Origin of the sequence: Bacteroides sp. AM07-18 (assembly GCF_003602695.1) — a bacterium.
GTDB lineage: Bacteria > Bacteroidota > Bacteroidia > Bacteroidales > Bacteroidaceae > Bacteroides > Bacteroides uniformis.
This window is the reverse complement of sequence record NZ_QTLM01000001.1, coordinates 497,063-516,335: the sequence shown is the minus strand read 5'-3', so window position 1 is coordinate 516,335 and position 19,273 is coordinate 497,063. Positions and strand designations below refer to the sequence as shown.

Annotated in this window: 14 protein-coding genes and 1 tRNA gene; 10 read left to right on the top strand and 5 right to left on the bottom strand. The window is 42.9% G+C overall.

Going from position 1 to position 19,273, the window contains the following annotated elements; genetic code table 11:
- Positions 1–29 precede the first annotated feature (29 nt).
- Positions 30–1,478 carry a tagaturonate reductase gene (locus DW096_RS02425; RefSeq protein ID WP_118930750.1) on the bottom strand — a complete coding sequence of 483 codons (1,449 nt, stop codon included), beginning with the start codon at positions 1,476–1,478 and terminating at the stop codon, positions 30–32.
- Positions 1,479–1,517: 39 nt separating this feature from the next.
- Entirely contained in the window at positions 1,518–2,579 is a 1,062-nt protein-coding gene (locus tag DW096_RS02420; RefSeq protein WP_118930751.1) for a substrate-binding domain-containing protein, read from the bottom strand.
- A gap of 233 nt (positions 2,580–2,812) precedes the next feature.
- Between DW096_RS02420 and uxaC the strand changes: the two genes are divergently transcribed.
- Positions 2,813–4,219, top strand: coding sequence for a glucuronate isomerase (uxaC, locus tag DW096_RS02415; protein WP_005825492.1), 1,407 nt, complete (start codon positions 2,813–2,815; stop codon positions 4,217–4,219).
- Between the two features lie 42 nt (positions 4,220–4,261).
- Here the strand turns inward: uxaC and DW096_RS02410 are convergent, their stop codons facing one another.
- Positions 4,262–4,951, bottom strand: a complete 690-nt coding sequence (locus DW096_RS02410) for an HAD family hydrolase (RefSeq protein ID WP_044468857.1) — start codon at positions 4,949–4,951, stop codon at positions 4,262–4,264.
- A 207-nt stretch (positions 4,952–5,158) separates the two neighbouring features.
- Here DW096_RS02410 and DW096_RS02405 point away from each other — a divergent pair, with 207 nt between their 5' ends.
- From DW096_RS02405 to DW096_RS02365, 9 genes are all read left to right on the top strand, one after another.
- Positions 5,159–6,541 (top strand): MFS transporter, encoded by a 1,383-nt coding sequence (locus tag DW096_RS02405; RefSeq protein WP_087332424.1) that lies wholly within the window; start codon positions 5,159–5,161, stop codon positions 6,539–6,541.
- Positions 6,542–6,623: 82 nt separating this feature from the next.
- Positions 6,624–7,427: an MBL fold metallo-hydrolase gene (locus DW096_RS02400; RefSeq protein WP_118930752.1), complete on the top strand. Its 804-nt coding sequence runs from the start codon at positions 6,624–6,626 to the stop codon at positions 7,425–7,427.
- 93 nt (positions 7,428–7,520) lie between these two features.
- Positions 7,521–7,593: transfer RNA gene (locus DW096_RS02395), tRNA-Lys, on the top strand.
- A gap of 324 nt (positions 7,594–7,917) precedes the next feature.
- On the top strand, positions 7,918–8,475 hold the full coding sequence (locus tag DW096_RS02390; RefSeq protein ID WP_005825500.1) for an NAD(P)H-dependent oxidoreductase: 558 nt from the start codon (positions 7,918–7,920) through the stop codon (positions 8,473–8,475).
- Between the two features lie 139 nt (positions 8,476–8,614).
- Entirely contained in the window at positions 8,615–10,870 is a 2,256-nt protein-coding gene (locus DW096_RS02385) for a bifunctional alpha,alpha-trehalose-phosphate synthase (UDP-forming)/trehalose-phosphatase (RefSeq protein ID WP_044468746.1), read from the top strand.
- Between the two features lie 5 nt (positions 10,871–10,875).
- Complete coding sequence (locus tag DW096_RS02380; protein ID WP_005825506.1) at positions 10,876–12,666, top strand: glycoside hydrolase family 15 protein; 1,791 nt, start codon at positions 10,876–10,878, stop codon at positions 12,664–12,666.
- A 196-nt stretch (positions 12,667–12,862) separates the two neighbouring features.
- A complete protein-coding gene (locus DW096_RS02375) occupies positions 12,863–14,359 on the top strand; it encodes a 4Fe-4S binding protein (protein ID WP_087332426.1) in 1,497 nt (498 codons plus the stop codon).
- Between the two features lie 21 nt (positions 14,360–14,380).
- Positions 14,381–15,781 (top strand): aldo/keto reductase, encoded by a 1,401-nt coding sequence (locus tag DW096_RS02370; protein WP_005825512.1) that lies wholly within the window; start codon positions 14,381–14,383, stop codon positions 15,779–15,781.
- Position 15,782: 1 nt separating this feature from the next.
- Positions 15,783–16,199: a DUF1893 domain-containing protein gene (locus DW096_RS02365; RefSeq protein WP_005825513.1), complete on the top strand. Its 417-nt coding sequence runs from the start codon at positions 15,783–15,785 to the stop codon at positions 16,197–16,199.
- Between the two features lie 24 nt (positions 16,200–16,223).
- On the opposite strand, the gene DW096_RS02360 is transcribed toward DW096_RS02365, so the two are convergent.
- Together DW096_RS02360 and DW096_RS02355 are read right to left on the bottom strand one after the other, a co-directional pair.
- On the bottom strand, positions 16,224–17,924 hold the full coding sequence (locus DW096_RS02360) for a lipid A phosphoethanolamine transferase (protein WP_005837124.1): 1,701 nt from the start codon (positions 17,922–17,924) through the stop codon (positions 16,224–16,226).
- A complete protein-coding gene (locus tag DW096_RS02355; RefSeq protein ID WP_117962492.1) occupies positions 17,911–19,104 on the bottom strand; it encodes a BamA/TamA family outer membrane protein in 1,194 nt (397 codons plus the stop codon). Before DW096_RS02355 ends, DW096_RS02360 begins: the two co-directional genes overlap by 14 nt.
- Between the last annotated feature and the right edge of the window lie 169 nt (positions 19,105–19,273).

Here is a 19,273-nt window from a genome sequence, read left to right as displayed (position 1 = left end):
TACGGTCTGCTTGTTTAAAGTCATAGGAATTAAAGAATGCCTTTTACTGTTTCTGACATACCTTTTTCTTGGATGGATTTTAAGAAGCAGGTAATCATGTCTGTCAATCCTGGAACGGTATTCAAGTCTCCGTGTTCCCCCCAAATAAGGTCTTTGGCTGCCAATACGCCTTCTGCCACTTTGTGAGTATCCCCCGTTGCCCAAAGGTCTTTCAATAACTGCATGATTTCGGGAGCATCATTCGGGATGATTTCTGTGCCGTCTGCGCGGGTACCTCCTTTGTAGTACGTGATGATGGCAGCCAGTCCCAATGCCAGACCTTTCGGCAGTTCTCCTTTACGTTTCAAGTAGGTTTTTAGGCCGGGAAGGTCACGGGTTTGGTATTTAGGGAAAGAGTTCAGCATGATGCTGGTTATGGCATGGTCAACAAATGGATTGTTGAAGCGCTCCAATACATCTTCTGCAAACTTTTTCAATTCGTTTTTCGGCAGGTTCAACGTTTCCATCAGCTCGTCAAACATCACTTTATGGATGTATTGTCCGATTATAGGATGCTGGCAGGCATCGCGTACAATATTTACCTCCGACAGATAGGCTACTGGAGACAATACGGTATGAGGTCCATTCAGCAAGGTTACTTTTCTTTCGTGGTAAGGTTCTTCAGAAGGAACAAACAATACATTCAGTCCGGCTTTGTCGGCAGGGAATTCTTCGGCGACTTCTTGCGGAGCCTCGATGACCCATAAATGGAAAATTTCAGCCTGCACTACCAGATTGTCATCGTACTGTATCTTTTCTTTTATAGCGGCAATGTCTTTGCGGGGGAATCCTGGAACGATACGGTCCACCAGTGTTGCATACACACCGCAGGCTTCCTCAAACCAGGCTCTGAACTCATCACCCAATTGCCATAATTCAATGTATTGATAGATTGTCTCCTTCAACTTGTGGCCATTCAGGAAGATGAGTTCGCAGGGGAAGATAATCAGCCCTTTGCTCTTGTCGCCGTTGAATGTCTTGAAGCGGTGATACAACAGCTGTGTCAGTTTACCCGGATAAGAAGACGCCGGTGTATCTGTCAGCTTACAAGCAGGGTCAAAGGCTATACCTGCTTCCGTCGTGTTGGAAATGACAAAACGCATTTCCGGTTGTTCGGCCAATTTCATGAACTCATCGTTTTGAGTATAGGGGTTTAAGGCACGGCTGATTACATCTATCATAGTCAGACTGTTGATGGTTTCTCCTTTATCCAGACCTTGCAGATTTACATGATAAAGGTCATCCTGGGCATTCAGCATGTCAACCATACCTTTATCGATGGGTTGGACTACTACCACATTGCTGTTGAAATCGGTCTTTTGATTCATGTTATAAATAATCCAATCCACAAATGCGCGAAGGAAATTACCTTCGCCAAACTGGATAATGCGTTCCGGGCGTTGTGCTTTGGGAGCAGTTCCTTTGTTTAATGCTTTCATTAAAAAAATGATTTAAATGGTTGATATGTAATTTTTTGATTATTCAAACTCAAAGTAAAAGTCTATGTTTTCCTTCATCAATATGTCGATGGGCATGTATTTCACTGCAGTGACCGGTCTTTTAAATATCACGTGGTCGCATAAAGTCTTCACGCCACAATAGCCTTGCAGGCCTGGGCGTTGACTGATGAGAAAGGTTACTTCACCGGTTTTCAGGAACTCTGTATTTTTGTGTAAAAGGTCATATCCCACAAGTCCTGCCAGCTTCCACCCCTTTTCGTGCAGATAACTTGCCACTTGATAAACACGGGAATTAAAAACAGCTCCCAGTACGGCTTGGGGATGTTCTTTAAAAAAAGCATCCAATATCCGTCTGTTGCCGTCAGTATCTTCCTTGTGCAACACAATGTCATGGATAGTCAAATCCTTATGTTCCTCGGAAAGGTATTGCATGAACCCCTCGAGGCGGCGTTGCATCTGGATTTCTGCCGGATTGTTTTTCTTATTGCTCAGGAATAACACAAGCTCCTGCCCTTTTTCATAGCTACGCATCAGAATCTTGGCAGCAATGTATCCGCTGGTTTTGGAATCTTGTCCGATATAACACAAGGCATGCGTCTGTTCAATATTGAAGTCTATGAATGCATAGGGAATATCCGCTTCCTCCAAATAAGTAGTGAGTTTTATGGTCTCCTCTCGGAAATTCGGGGCAACAAGTACGGCGTCGGCATTTTCCTCCCGGAGCACAGCACATGCTTCTTTATAGGAGGATTTGTCCGCATGCCGATAGTACAGATAGCTAACTCCAACATTGAACGGCCGTAATTCTTGTGCGGCACGGTCAATTCCCGCTGCTACAGCATGCCAATAATCATGTTCTATATAATAAGGTATAATGCAGACAATATGATAGCGCTTTTTAGCCGCCAGCCCGATGGCAAACATATTGGGATGATAATCTATCTCATCGAGTACTTTCTGGACTTTTTCTCTACTGGAAACGGATACGTCTCCGCGGTTGTGCAGTACGCGGTCTACAGTGCCGGCAGAGACGCCGGCCATGCGTGCTATGTCTTTAATGGTATAGTTCTTGTTTTCCATCTTGAGGTATGCTGCCTAAGGCGGTAAAGGTGAGACGTCTGAAGCTTAAATATTATAAATATTCGCCGCAAAGATACGAATTATTTTGTTTCTCCAAGTAAAATTTCTACTTTTGTGTTCGATAACGGTTAATAAAACTAAAAACAATTATACGGCCTATTATCTTTACAATCAATACTATATAGGTGTAATAGATAGAAAGTAATATTTTTAGATACTTAAAACACAAGAAGATGAAAAACTTTATGGACGGAAACTTTCTGTTGCAAACGGAAACAGCACAGAAGTTGTACCACGAGCATGCGGCTAAAATGCCGATTATCGACTATCATTGTCACTTGATTCCTCAAATGGTGGCGGAAGACTATCAGTTTAAGTCACTGACTGAGATTTGGTTGGGAGGTGACCACTACAAGTGGCGTGCCATGCGTACCAATGGTGTGGACGAACGTTTCTGTACCGGTAAGGATACTACAGATTGGGAAAAGTTTGAGAAGTGGGCCGAAACGGTACCTTATACTTTCCGTAATCCGTTGTACCACTGGACTCACCTTGAATTGAAGACCGCTTTTGGAATCGATAAAATTCTCAATCCTCATACGGCCCGTGAAATTTATGATGAATGTAATGAGAAGCTGAAACAGCCTGAATATTCCGCCCGTGGCATGATGCGCCGTTATCACGTGGAAGTGGTTTGTACTACAGATGATCCTATTGATTCCTTGGAATATCATATCAAGACACGCGAGAGCGGTTTTGAAATCAAGATGTTGCCTACTTGGCGTCCGGATAAGGCAATGGCGGTGGAAGTTCCTGCCGATTTTCGCGCATATGTAGAAAAGTTGGCCGAAGTGAGCGATGTGGCTATTTCCTGCTTTGACGATATGGTTGCTGCCTTGCGTAAGCGTCACGATTTTTTCGCGGAACAAGGATGTAAACTGTCTGACCACGGAATTGAAGAATTCTATGCCGAGGATTATACAGGAGCGGAAGTTAAGGCTATCTTTAACAAGGTATATGGCGGTACTGGATTGACGAAGGAGGAAATTCTGAAATTCAAGTCGGCCATGCTGGTTGTGTTCGGCGAAATGGATTGGGAGAAAGGTTGGACACAACAGTTCCATTATGGTGCTATTCGCAACAACAATAGTAAGATGTTCAAACTGTTAGGTCCTGATACCGGTTTTGATTCCATTGGCGAATTTACTACAGCAAAAGCTATGGCTAAATTTCTCGACCGCTTAAACTCCAATGGTAAGCTGACCAAGACTATTCTTTATAATTTGAATCCATGCGCCAACGAAGTCATTGCTACTATGCTGGGTAACTTCCAGGATGGTACGGTTGCCGGTAAGATTCAATTCGGTTCCGGTTGGTGGTTCCTTGACCAGAAGGATGGTATGGAAAAGCAGATGAATGCCCTTTCTGTACTGGGCTTATTGAGCCGATTTGTTGGTATGCTGACCGATTCCCGTTCCTTCCTCTCCTATCCGCGCCATGAATATTTCCGCCGTACATTGTGTAATCTTGTAGGCCGTGATGTAGAAAATGGTGAAATTCCTATTTCCGAGATGGAACGCGTAAACCAGATGATTGAAGATATCAGCTATTATAACGCTAAGAATTTCTTCCAATTCTAAAAAGCAATAGTAAGCTATAAGTTATGCAGTTTCACCCATAACTTATAGCTTATCTAATATTCCTTTGATACTATCCAATCGTATAAAATTGGGATGTCGTATTTCCCCTTCATGTTGCTCGTATGCCCAAGTCACGTGGTATGGTACATGGGCAGCGTATCCCCCAAGTTCCAATACCGGAAGTATGTCTGATTTTACAGAATTACCTATCATCAGGAGTTTTTCAGGCGGACAGCCCAATGTATCAATCAGCCTCTGGTAATCATCGATTTTCTTGTCACTCATAATTTCGATATGATGGAAATATTCTCGCAGTCCGGAAGCTTCTATTTTTCTTTTCTGGTCGAACAAGTCCCCCTTAGTGGCCAACACCAATTTATATTTCCCATGAAGTGACGATATGGTCTCCTTCACGCCTTCCAGTAGTGTAACCGGTTTCTGCAGAAGCTCTTGTCCCCATCCTATTACTTCATCTATAAGATGCATATTCCCGTTTCCGTCTGTCACTTTGCAGATGGTTTCAGTCATACTGAGCATTATGCTCTTCAGCCCATAGCCATACATATGCAGATTCTTCATTTCTGTTTCAAAAAACCTTTGTGATATGGATGAAGCAGGCAGATATTGCCTTAAAAGGTTACAGAATTTGTGCTCGAACTCCTGAATATAAAGTTCGCTTTCCCACAGTGTGTCATCAGCGTCAAAAGCTATAAATTCGATTTTATCTTTCATGAATGGTCGTTTTATAAAAGCGTCCAAAGATACGGAGTATTCTATATAAATGAAAAGATAAATAGTGATAAATGGGAAGTTAATATCTTGTCTGCAACTTATTAATATTGTGTTTGCAGAAAATTAATATCTTGCAAACACAATATTAATTTCCTATTTTTGCACTTATTTTTTCATTTAATACATAAATTTTAATCGCACAAAAGGATGATGACATCACCCCAACCCGCTTCCAAAGGCTTCAGCAGAGCTTTTTGGGTAAGCAGTACAGTAGAACTGTTCGAACGCATGGCATATTATGCTGTATTTATTGTTCTTACCATTTATCTTTCCAATATTTTAGGTTTCAATGATTTTGAGTCAAGCATGATTTCCGGTCTGTTTTCGGGAGGGCTCTATTTGTTGCCTATCTTTACGGGCGCATATGCCGATAAGATAGGTTTCCGAAAGTCGATGATTATTGCTTTCTCACTGCTTTCCATCGGGTATTTGGGCTTGGGATTGCTTCCCACCCTACTGGAAGCAGCCGGTCTGGTGGAGTATGGCGAGACAACCCGTTTTTCAGGATTGCCGGATAGTAATGACCGCTGGATGATTGTCCCCGTATTGTTTGTTATCATGGTAGGAGGTTCGTTCATCAAGTCTATCATATCGGGATCGGTGGCTAAGGAAACAACAGAGGCTACCCGTGCTCGCGGCTATTCCATCTTCTATATGATGGTGAATATAGGAGCTTTTACCGGAAAAACGGTGGTCGACCCTCTACGGAATGTTATCGGTGAGCAAGCTTATATTTATATCAATTACTTCTCGGCTACCATGACGGTGCTGGCATTATTGGCTGTCATCTTATTGTATAAATCGGCACATACAGCAGGTGAAGGGAAAAGCATGCGTGAAATTGGGCAAGGTTTTCTGCGTATTATCACTAATTGGCGTTTGTTGATTCTTATCCTCATCGTAACCGGCTTTTGGATGGTGCAGCAACAGCTCTATGCAACTATGCCCAAATATGTCATCCGTATGGCGGGTGAAACAGCCAAACCGGGGTGGATAGCCAATGTAAACCCGTTTGTAGTGGTTTGCTGCGTAAGTTTTATCACCCGGTGGATGGCAAAGCGCACAGCTATTACTTCTATGAATATAGGCATGTTTCTTATTCCGGTATCGGCATTGCTGATGGCATGCGGTAATTTGCTGGGCAACGATATTATTTCCGGCATGAGCAATATTACTTTGATGATGGTGTTTGGTATTGTTGTGCAAGCTTTGGCAGAATGTTTTATCTCACCGCGTTATCTGGAATACTTCTCTTTGCAGGCCCCCAAGGGCGAAGAAGGTATGTACCTCGGTTTCAGTCATCTTCATTCATTCCTCTCTTCTATTTTCGGATTCGGTATTGCGGGGGTGCTTCTGACAAAATATTGTCCTGATCCAGTCTTGTTTGAAACCCGCGAAGCGTGGGAAGCAGCTAGTGTCAATGCACATTATATCTGGTATTATTTCGCTGTTATAGGATTGGTTGCGGCAATAGCATTATTCGTTTTTGCCAAAACTACCGAATTCATCGACAAAAAGAAGAAGGCATAAGGTTTATATATTGCATACTTTTTGTATATTTGCCGTCACTTTTTTTAAAAGCGACGGCTTTTTTGTAATTAAGGAGATTAGGATGAAAGTAAAATTTATAAGCCTTGCCAGTGGAAGCAGCGGCAACTGTTATTATATAGGCACAGAAAAATATGGAATACTCATCGACGCCGGCATTGCAGTACGGACGATAAAAAAAGGACTGAAAGAAGCAGGTATCAGCATGGAAATGATACGTGCGGTATTTGTTACGCATGATCATGCGGACCATATCAAAGCAGTAGGCGGATTGGGTGAAAAACTGAATATTCCTATTTATACAACCGCCCAGATTCATGAGGGCATCAACCGGAGCTATTGCATGACAGAAAAGTTATATTCGTCTGTCCGTTACCTGGAAAAGCAGCAACCCATGCAGTTGGAAGATTTTCATATCGAATCTTTCGAGGTACCTCATGATGGCACGGACAATGTGGGCTATTGCATTGAGATAGACGGAAAAGTGTTTGCTTTTCTTACAGACCTTGGTGAAATTACTCCTACGGCCGCAGAATATATCAGAAAGGCCAATTATCTGATATTGGAAGCCAACTACGATGAGGAAATGTTACGCATGGGTACCTACCCCCAATACCTGAAAGAACGGATTACCAGCCGCACCGGACACATGAGTAATATTGCTACTGCTGAATTTCTTTCGGAAAATATGACGGAACATTTACAGTATATTTGGCTTTGTCATTTGAGCAAGGACAACAATCATCCTGAATTGGCATATAAAACAGTGGAATGGAAATTAAGGGAAAAAGGAATTATCGTAGGAAAGGATGTACAGTTGTGTGCTTTGAAGCGTACTACTCCTTCTGATTTATACGAGTTTGAATAAAAAATCCCATTTCATCGCAAAAAATACACCGTTTTGTTTGCACGAATAAAATAAAAGGACTACTTTTGCACCCGCAAACAAGAAATAAGGAATGCACTCTTAGCTCAGTTGGTAGAGCAACTGACTCTTAATCAGTGGGTCCAGGGTTCGAATCCCTGAGGGTGTACTTAAAAAAGGAACAACTACTGTTGTTCCTTTTTTAATTTGTCTTAACAAGAACATGCTTTGATGGGTATAAGCTCCTCATACGGAATCACTAGTAAATCTATATGGGGATGATACATTATTTTTCGTTAGTCTGCATAATAAATTCTTCAGAAGTTTGTTTTTATACCTTTGCCCTCACCCGCTTTCCGCCTCTTTCGTCACATTCGAAAATATATGTCAGAAAATGAAAGTAGGAAGAAAACTTTTATTTCCTCCTACTCGTATATCTATATTTAGTATATTTGTACACACATCAATGATTTTAAACTAAAAGAAAAACAATATGGATAAAGATTCAAAGCAAGTAGTAGTTCTTCTGACACATCCCAATATAAAAGAGTCGCGAGCTAACAAGGCATTGATGGATGCTATTAGTGACATGGGAGAGGTAGCCATATACAATTTATATGAGATGCGTATGGAAGATGCTTTTAATGCAGAGATATGGAGCACTATCATATCGCATGCATCTGCGCTTGTATTTCAGTTTCCGTTCTATTGGATGTCGGCTCCTTCTTTATTGAAGAGATGGTTGGATGAAGTATTTACTTATCTGGCAAAAACTCCTGCTGTGGCTGGTAAGACATTGATGGTGGTCACTACTGCCGGCTCTGAACATGATGCTTATAGAAGCGGAGGAAGAAATCGTTTTACGGTGGATGAGTTGTTAAGACCTTATCAAGCAAGTGCTGTACATGCTGGAATGATATGGCAAACTCCTCTTGTAGTCTATGGAATGGGGACTTCGGAAGCTAGTAAAAATATAGCAGAAGGGATAAATTGCTATAAGCAAAGAATTGAAGCATTGGTGAAGAAAGACATTTTCAGTGATAATTGGTAATAGTAGGACCATATCGAAATGGAACATTCTTTTTCATTTTTGAATGTTTGTTTTTCTCTTTATCTTTTTCTAAAATACTGATTTTAAGCAATAAATAAAATATTGTATGAATTGGCATATTTCTTGTGTTAACTCATACATGAAACTTTATATTATATCAAACAGATTACCCGTTAAGGTTACCAAAGAGGATGAAACGTTCGTGTTTTCACGAAGTGAAGGCGGACTGGCTACCGGTTTGGACTCACTTCAGATTTCCTACGAAAAACATTGGATTGGATGGCCTGGAATATGCGTTGACAACGAAGAAAGTAAAGAGGAAATCACTTTTAGATTGGAAGGAATAAATTTCCACCCAGTATTCTTGTCCGAAATACAGATAAAGAATTATTATGAAGGCTATAGTAATAGTACTATTTGGCCATTATGTCACTACTTTTTTGTTTATACGCTGTATCGGAACTCTTTCTGGCAATCGTATCAGGAAGTGAACCAGTTGTTCTGCGATGCCATTTGCCGCGTGATACGTCCAGGTGACAAGGTGTGGATTCAAGACTATCAGCTAATGCTGCTTCCCGGAATGCTTCGAAAGGTTTACCCGGATTTGAATATCGGATATTTCCATCATATCCCTTTCCCTTCCTATGAACTTTTCCGGATATTACCGGAGCGTGCAGAAATCCTGAAAGGATTATTGGGTGCTGACTTTATAGCTTTCCATACTCATGACTATATGCGGCATTTTATCAGTGCTGTCGAACGGGTATTGCGTATTGACTTTAAACTGGACGAAGCACAACTCGGGAATAGAGTAGTTAGGACCGATGCTCTTCCTATGGGAATCAACTACGGACTGTATCACAATGCTTCTTCCAGACCGGAAGTACGGCGGGCGATAGACCGTACACGGAAATTTTTCGGGAATCATAAGTTGATTCTTTCTGTAGACCGCTTGGATTATAGCAAAGGCATTCTGCACCGTTTATGGGGATTTGCTGCTTTTTTAGAATGTCATCCTGAATATTGTGGAAAAGTTACATTGGCAATGGTCATTGTTCCATCACGTGACCATGTAGATAGTTATGCTGAGCTAAAAACCAAGATTGACGAAGAAATAGGTTCTATAAACGGACAGTATTCTACGATGGACTGGACTCCGGTTTGCTATTTCTATCACGGTTTTTCATTTGAAGAACTGGTGGCAATGTACTATATAGCTGATGTAGCTTTGGTAACTCCACTTCGTGATGGCATGAATTTGGTTGCCAAGGAATATGTAGCCTCGAAAAATAATAATCCGGGTGTTTTGATTTTGAGTGAAATGGCAGGTGCAGCTATTGAGATGACGGATGCATTGTTGATTAACCCCAATGACACTGAGGAGATAAAGCAGGCCATTTGTCGGGCTTTGGAGATGCCCGAACAGGAACAACTGAAACGCTTGCAACACATGCAGAAAATTATTTCCGTACAAACGGTTAATAAGTGGGCGGCAGACTTTGTAAGTGAATGGAGCGATACGTGCCGTAAGAATGAACAGCTTCGTAAGAAAAGGATATCCGCCGGTATTATTGGTGCCATCAAAATGAAATATAACCAGGCTAAGCAACGGCTTATCTTGCTGGATTATGACGGAACGTTGGCGTCGCTCAAGACACGACCGGAAAATGCTAAGCCCACCCCTGAACTCATTGCCACATTGCAGAAGCTGGTTTCCGACCCGGCCAACCATGTTGTTGTGAATAGTGGTCGCGACCATTTTACTTTAGAAAAATGGTTGGGAAATTTACCTATTGCAATGGCTGCGGAACATGGTGCTTTCTATAAGGAAAATGGCATCTGGCACAAAAACATAAACAAAGCGGAATGGAGTTCCGGATTGGTGTCCATCTTGAAGCTTTTTGTCGAAAAGACGCCTCGTTCCCACCTTGAAGTCAAGGAAACGGCTTTGGCATGGCATTACCGGGAAAGTGATGCATGGTTAGGAGCTTTGCGGGCACAGCAACTTATCAATGTGCTGGTTAACATCTGTATACAGCAAAAGCTGCAAATCATACAAGGAGATAAAGTGGTGGAGATTAAGTCTCCCGATTATAATAAAGGTTCCGAAGTGAGACGCCAGTTGGAAAAGAAACATTATGACTTTATCATAGCTATGGGAGATGATACTACGGATGAAGATATGTTCAAAGCTTTGCCGGTGAATGCAGTGACAATCAAGGTGGGATATGTGTCGGAGGCAGCAAGCTATAATATGCCATCACAAACGGAAGTCCTGCCTTTTCTTCAAATTCTGGCGAACAAGAAAGACATGAAACAACCCATTGGCGAGAATGTCAAAACAAGCTTGAAAGGGGTATTCGATTTTTTCAGAGACTTGTTAAAAACAAAATAGTAAAAATGAGTAATTTAAATTATGGGGTAGTAGGCAATTGTCGGACTGCCGCACTTATATCCGAAAAAGGCAGCATAGACTGGTTGTGTTTTCCCGATTTTGATTCTCCGTCTATCTTTGCATCACTACTTGATCGGGAAAGAGGAGGAAGTTTTGGATTTGACGTTACAGAAGACTATCATATCTCACAATCTTACGTTCCTCACACTAACATATTGTCTACTTCTTTTTCTTCGAAAGAGGGAGAATTTGTCGTACTTGATTACATGCCTTATTACCGTTCCTGCGAAAATGCCCATTATCTTCCGGCAGAATTGTATCGATATGTGAGGTGGATAAAAGGTAAGCCCCGTTTCAAAGTAAACTATGTCCCTGCTCCCAATTATGCGCAAGGTAAAGTGATTCATAATGTCACTTCTGAATTTATAGAAAGCTATTGTTCTTCTGATAATAAAGATAGACAATATTTGTATTCTTCCCTTCCTTTGCAGAACATCGAACAGAAAAAAGAAATTATATTGGAAAAAGATGAGTTCTTTCTTTTGTCATACAATGAAAAGGTCATTCCGGTGGACATTGAACGGGAAAAAATTGAATATTGCCGTACTTTGGTTTATTGGCTTAATTGGACCAACCGTACTAAGAAATATTCTCTCTATAATGATGTGATAGAAAGAAGCATGCTGGTTTTGAAACTGATGTCTTACTATAACGGAGCCGTACTGGCCGCCCTTACTACCAGTTTGCCCGAATCCGTCGGCGAAGTACGTAATTGGGATTATCGGTTCTGTTGGTTGAGGGATGCCTCCATGTCTATCGAAACTTTGTTCCAGATAGGCCATATAGGGGCAGCAAGACGTTTTATGAAGTTCATACAGTCCACTTTCGTATCCAAGCACGAATCCTATCAGATAATGTACGGCATTCGGGGAGAAAGGCAGCTGACCGAGATTATTCTGGAGCATTTGTCCGGATATAAGAATTCCAAACCAGTACGGATAGGTAATGATGCTTACCATCAAAAGCAGAATGACTCGTTCGGTTATCTGATGGATTTGATTTACCAGTACTATCGGCTGATGCCCGGTACATTAGACGAAATAGAGGATATGTGGGAAATGGTAAAGAGCATTCTTTCCACGGTAATGGAAGATTGGAAGAAACCAGATAAGGGGATATGGGAAATCAGAGGAGAAAGCCGCCATTTTGTTTCATCCAAAGTGATGTGTTGGGTGGCTTTGGACCGTGGTGCAAAGATAGCTTCCATGCTCAATAAATACGGTTATAGTGAACGTTGGCAAAAGGAAGCTGACAAGGTATGGCAGGATGTAATGACATATGGATGGAAGGAAGAACTTCAAAGTTTCTCGCAGACTTATGATAATATGGCAATGGATTCCTCTTTGCTGTTGATGGAACCTTACGGTTTTATTGCAGCAGACGATATCCGATACCATAAGACAGTGAAGGCTGTGAAAAAAGCTCTTTTGCATAAGGGATTGATGTACCGGTATAACAGCGAAGATGATTTCGGGCTTCCTTCCTCGGCTTTTACCATTTGCACTTTTTGGCTGATACGTGCGCTTTTTGTTATCGGAGAAAAGGAAGAAGCCCGTTGTTTGTTTGATGATGTTCTGACATATTCCAATCATTTGGGATTATTCAGTGAGGATATTGATTTTAATACGAAGGAACAACTGGGGAATTTTCCACAAGCTTATTCGCATTTGGCATTAGTCAATACGGCTATTCTGTTTGCAGAAGAAAATAAGAGATTGGCTTTTATCCGGCCGTAACGAGGAGGGGAACTTAATTAATACTGCAAATGGGAGCATTTTGTATTTGTCCTTCTTTCTTTCGTTTTTAATTCCATTGAATGATGATACCTTTCTTTTTTTATGTATTTTTGCATAAATAAAATTTCACTATTTCGGCAGTTGTTTTGTACTCATATCGCTGATATAGTTTAGGAACTCAAAATAAAGGATTATCATGTTACGGAAGATTAGACTGACTTTTGCAATGATTTGCTTTGTACTCATCACCTTGTTGTTCCTTGATTTTACGGGAACGTTGCATGGGTGGTTCGGCTGGTTGGCCAAAATCCAGTTTTTGCCGGCTGTATTGGCGCTAAATGTGGGAGTGATATTGTTTCTTGTAATTCTCACTTTGGTATGCGGGCGTATCTATTGTTCTGTGATTTGCCCCTTAGGGGTATTTCAGGATATACTGGCATGGCTGGGCCGGCAACCTAAAAAACGCAGGAAGCTTCCTTACTCTTATTCTCCGGCCTTATCTTGGCTGCGCTATGGCGTATTGGGTGTGTTTATCATTGCTTTGATTGCCGGAATTGGTTCATTGGCTGCTCTACTTGCACCCTATAGTGCATACGGACGTATTGCCAATAATCTTTTTCAACCTATATGGCAATGGGGCAACAATCTGCTTGCTTATCTGGCTGAACGGGCAGACAGTTATGCCTTTTATGAAACGGATGTATGGTTGAAGAGCCTGCCGACTTTTATTATTGCTGCCGCTACTTTGGCTGTGCTTGTTGTTCTGGCCGGACGCAACGGACGAACCTATTGTAATACGATTTGCCCGGTAGGAACGGTCTTGGGCTTCCTTTCACGTTATTCGCTTTTCCGCATCACAATAGATTCGGAAAAGTGCAACCAATGCAGTCTTTGTTCACGCAACTGCAAGGCAGCCTGCATCAACTTTAAGGAGCATCAGATTGATGCAAGCCGGTGTGTGGTTTGCATGAACTGCATTGAGAAGTGCAAGCATGGAGCCATTTCCTACAAGTATCATCCTTTCGGTAAACCTGCTGCGGGCAAGGCAGATTCGGAACAGATAAACGAAAACCGCCGCAGTTTTTTCACAGCAACGGCTCTGGTTGCAGCCACTTCTGTTTTAAAAGCGCAGGAAAAGAAAGTAGACGGAGGACTGGCAGCCATTGAAGATAAGAAGATTCCTGAGCGAAGCACTCCCCTCACTCCTCCCGGCTCATTGAGTGCCCGCAATATGGCGCAACACTGCACGGCCTGCCAGCTCTGTGTGTCGGCATGTCCCAATCAGGTTCTTCGTCCTTCTGCAGACTTAAGGAAATTGATGCAACCGGAAATGTCATACGAACGCGGCTATTGTAGACCGGAATGTACAAAATGTTCGGAGGTATGTCCTGCAAGGGCTATCCGTCCGATAACCAAAGCTGATAAATCATCCGTTCAGATAGGGCATGCCGTGTGGGTAAAGAAAAATTGCATACCACTGACGGATGGTGTGCAGTGTGGCAACTGTGCACGCCATTGTCCGACGGGAGCCATACAAATGGTGCCGAGTATACCTGAAGACAAGGATTCTCCAAAGATTCCGGTAATCAATGTGGAGCGTTGTATCGGCTGCGGGGCATGTGAGAATCTTTGTCCGGCCCGTCCGTTCAGTGCCATCTATGTGGAAGGACATGAAAGACATCGAATTATATAACAAAGTAGAATTTCTATAAGTATGGAAGAACATCATAAAAACAATATGAACCGTCGTGATTTCTTGAAGATAGTGGGAATTACAGCCGCCACATCTACTGCTGCCCTCTATGGATGTGGTTCTAAGGAAGGAAGCAGTGAAGGCAGTAAAGTATTGGGCCCCATTCCGACGGATAAAATGACCTATCGTAGTTTTCCTGGTTTGGGGAGTGACAAAGTTTCTATTTTAGGATATGGCTGTATGCGCTGGCCTACCGTTCCTGCTCCGGATGGAAAAGGGGAAATGATAGACCAGGATGCTGTAAACGAACTGGTGGATTATGCCATTGCCCATGGCGTGAATTATTTCGATACGTCTCCGATGTATGTACAAGGATGGAGTGAGAAGTCTACGGGAATAGCTCTGAAACGCCATCCACGCGAATCGTTCTATCTTGCCACCAAACTATCCAATTTTCATCCTGATACCTGGACTCGCGAGGGTTCCATCGCCATGTACCGTAAGTCGTTCGAGGATATGCAGGTGGACTATATAGACTACTATCTGCTACACATGATTGGTGGCGGTGGCATGGAGCAATTCCGCAAACGCTACATAGACAACGGTATGATTGATTTTCTTGTCAAGGAGCGTGAAGCAGGACGCATCCGCCGTTTGGGATGGTCGTTCCACGGAGATATCGAAGTCTATGACTATGCCTTGCAGATGCATGACCGTGGTGAAGTTCATTGGGACTTTGTACAAATACAGTTGAATTATGTGGACTGGAAACATGCTTCGGGCAGCAACTTCAAGGCAGAGTATCTGTATGACGAGCTGGCCAAGCGTAAGATCCCTGCTGTCATTATGGAGCCTCTGCTGGGTGGGCGGCTCTCCAATGTCCCCGACCATATTGTGGCACGGCTGAAGCAGCGCGAACCCGAACGCAGTGTGGCGTCTTGGGCATTCCGTTATGCCGGTTCTCCCCAGGATGTACTGACAGTGCTGAGCGGCATGACTTATATGGAACATTTGCAGGATAACATCCGTACTTACTCTCCATTGGTACCACTCACAGAAGAAGAAACTCAGTATCTGTATGATACGGCAGATTTGATGATGGAGTACCCCACCATACCTTGCAACGACTGCAAGTACTGCATGCCTTGCCCGTATGGAATTGACATTCCTGCCATCTTGATACATTACAATAAATGTGTCAATGAAGGAAATGTGCCGGAAAGCAGCCAGGATGAGAATTATCGGAAAGCACGCCGTGCTTTTCTCGTAGGATATGACCGAAGTGTACCCAAACTGAGGCAGGCCGACCATTGTACCGGGTGCAACCAGTGTTCTCCGCATTGCCCGCAAACGATTGATATTCCCAAAGAACTGCATCGTATTGACAAATTTGTAGAACAGTTGAAACAAGAGACTTTATAAAATGGAGAGTATCATTGACATACTGCACAAGGGAGGATACTCTTGTGTTATGAAGAACCGGGAGGAAGTCCGTACTTTCACCCAACGGGGAGTAGCGGATTTGTATGATTTGTACCAGGCAGATTCTGCATTTATGAAGGGGGCTGCCATTGCCGATAAGGTTATAGGGAAAGGTGCCGCTGCTTTGATGGTACTGGGAGGCTTTAAAACGGTCTATGCCGATATAATCAGCACTCCTGCGCTGGCATTGCTGTGCGAAGCAGGAATTGAAACGACTTTTGCCCAAGAGGTTCCCCATATCATTAACCGTGACAAGACCGGCTGGTGCCCGTTGGAGACGGCTTGCATGGAGCTGAATACGGTAGAGGAGATGTATCCGGTGATTCAGAATTTTATATCAAGAATCAGGGCAAAATAGCAACAGCCTGCTCTCTTTCCCTGATTACCTGATGCCTTTCTCTTCCAGCATCTTGAAGTCTTCCTTGAGCATACCGACATCATCCAGTGTGCGGGCTTCATTGTGGTCGTTCAGATAGACTCTGGGTCTTTCGATAAACAGAGCGCTGGTGACAGATAAAGAGTCATTCCGGTATGGGGTCTCCACTCCACCTATTTCCAGCATTGTCTGGAAGAATGAGGCACTGGAAGATACATTCTTCTGCCTATTGGCTTGTGCGGCCTCCAATAACGATGGGTATCTCTGCCGGTAGTTGTCGGACATCCAAATAAAGAATGGCACATGTATCTGATAATAGGAAGGTACCGGTGAGGCATGCAGAAAGAGATGCCGGTTGTCATCGAAAATATCTTCTCCATGGTCTGAAGTGTATATCAGGGCAGAATTGACATGTTGTTCTTGAAGCATATCTATCAGACGAACCAGAAAATTATCCGTGTAGCGGATAGAATTGTCATAGGCATTAATCAGGTTGTCTTTGTATTTCACTTCCGCATCAACGGGCATGTCCGGCAGGAAGAAAGCCTGCTCTGCCGGATAGCGCTCTTTATAATTAAAATGAGAACCGTAAGTGTGGAGAACTATAAATTGCCTGGAAACTCCTTTGCCCAGTTCTTTTGCTACCAGTTTCAACAGTTCGTTATCAGAGGGGTTGTAATTGGAATCCCCCACATCTTCTTTAATGAAATCATACGTGTCGGCTTCTTTGCCGAAGAAGTCTATAAATGAGTGGTTATAGCGCTGGTTCGAGAAAAAGGCGGTCTGGTAACCGGCTTCCTTGAATGCTGTGATAATCCCTTTTTGATAATAGATGGAATCAAAACTGGAAGCACTGACCGGTGACAGCAACATCGGAACACTCTTGTGGGTAGTGTTTGATTCTGTCAGCACATGGCTGAAAGCTGTCAGTCCGCCAATGCCCGACAGTCCCGGGTTAGTCTCCCGTTCGTAGCCGTACAAAGCCCAGTTGCATGCCCGTGAGGTTTCTCCCACCACCATTACATATACTTCCCTTTCATCAGCCTGATGAGTACTTCTAGCATGAAAGGTAAAATCTTTAGAGGTCTTGTGATAATTCCGCGTCTGGGCCGTCCGTTGAAAAGCAAGTGCTATGTTGTAGCATACGTTGGCAGGATACAGTTCGGATTTCGGCTCATACCGGTTATCTGTCAAATAAGCAGTGCCTAAGGATAATATTCCGGCAGACAACACATACAGAGTGCGACGGCGAGCTTGCCGGATGAATGCTTCGGACAGTCTGCGTTTGTGTACAATGGATATGGTTGCCAGAATTAATGCAGGTATATAGAGCACTACCACAATAACGATGGCAGGTATCAGATTGTCCAGCAGTTCCAGCGCCTCGCTCGAATTGGTTGTCACCAGATTCAGAAACATATCCACTGCGATAATGGACTGACCGAAAAGATACAGCAATACAAGCTGGAAGGCTCCGAAGAAGATGAACGGAAATAGCAGCCAGAATGTCCTGCCACAGTTTCTCGACCAAGCCATTACAGCATAATATATAGAAAGGGGTAGCAGGATATTACATATCTTTGCCGTCCATGATATGGGTTCTGTAAAGCATAGCACTACATTGGGCACTATCAGAATGACCAGAAACAGATAGAACAAATGTTCCTGATTGTCGAACCATTTTTTTATGTCTCTAAAAAGCTTCATTGATATTGAATATAAATCCGGTCTGGTGTTTGCCAAAACCTAAATCCAAACGTACGTTTACTCTCTTTTTGAACTCCCAGCGGTAGCCGAAACCATAATTAGGAAGAATATGCCTGGCCTCCAATTCCGAGAAATTCGGGAATATGGTTCCCGCCCCTACCCATACGGCAACTCCATTTCGCTTCCATACATGTTGGCGTAGTTCCAGCTGGACATCCATTGCACACTTGTCACGGTAGCGCCCCTCATAATAGCCACGCATAGAATAGGAACTTCCCAATGTTGCCATCAGTCCCCAGGGCGGATTTCCGTAGTTCAGCAGAGTATGGAACTGGCCTGCCAACACCCCACCCTTCCACACGGACTGGTAATAGCTGGTCGTCAGTTCCGTATTGCTGAATGCATATTTATTTCCCAAAAAGGCCGGACTGAAGCGCTGGTCTATCCGTAGGTAATATCCTTTATAGGCATTTGTCAGAAAATCGCGTGAATCATACAACAAGGAAAACCCCAAGCTCACGTTGGTGCTACGCGCTTTCATTCCTTTCCATAATTCCGGTTTTTCAAAGTCATGTCCATACACGTAATCAAATGTTGTCATCGGACCGATATAAAAGTTACGTGCCATCCGGAACATGAAGTCCACCTTAACCTGCGCCTGAAAGCGATCGTATTCACTCTCATTGTCATCATTGGCTCCATTGTCATATCCTTGTCCCCAGTAAAGGCTTGGGAAAGAATAGAAATACAGATTGTAGTTCAACCGGTATTTGTCTTGGGGAAACAGATGGTTTCCACGTACTCCCAGCAAATAGAATCCCACTGTGGAGACATCCCCATACAGAGAGACATTGGACGGAGGGAGAATACTATCGTTCCGGTCGGTACGGTAGAGTCCTGCCGCCACCAGTCCGATTCCAAATTTGGTGTCACTGGAATAATGAGGCCCGCCTATAATGCTGAAATCAAATTTCTTGTTTTTCTTTTCTTTGTTGGCATCGTTGAAGTAATTCAAAATTTTTCCGAAAAAACTGCGTTTCTTGGGAAGCGAGTCTATCGGATACGTAGAAATTGAGTCCACAGAGTTTTTTGCTTCTGCAAGGTGTGTTTGTGCATGAACAGCCGTTTCTGTAATCAGCATCAATATTGGTAATATCCATTTTGTCAATTTAGTGTCCATTTACTTGTAGAAAACTTCCGTGGCAAAGTTAGTTTTTATGTTCTTCATTACAACAATGTTACTGTTCTTTTTGTTTCCAATTTTTCTCTTTTAATGTTCATTTCTACATTGCATGTGGGGTTCACTCTTTTTAACTACATCATTTATAGAACTTTCCTCGATTTATACT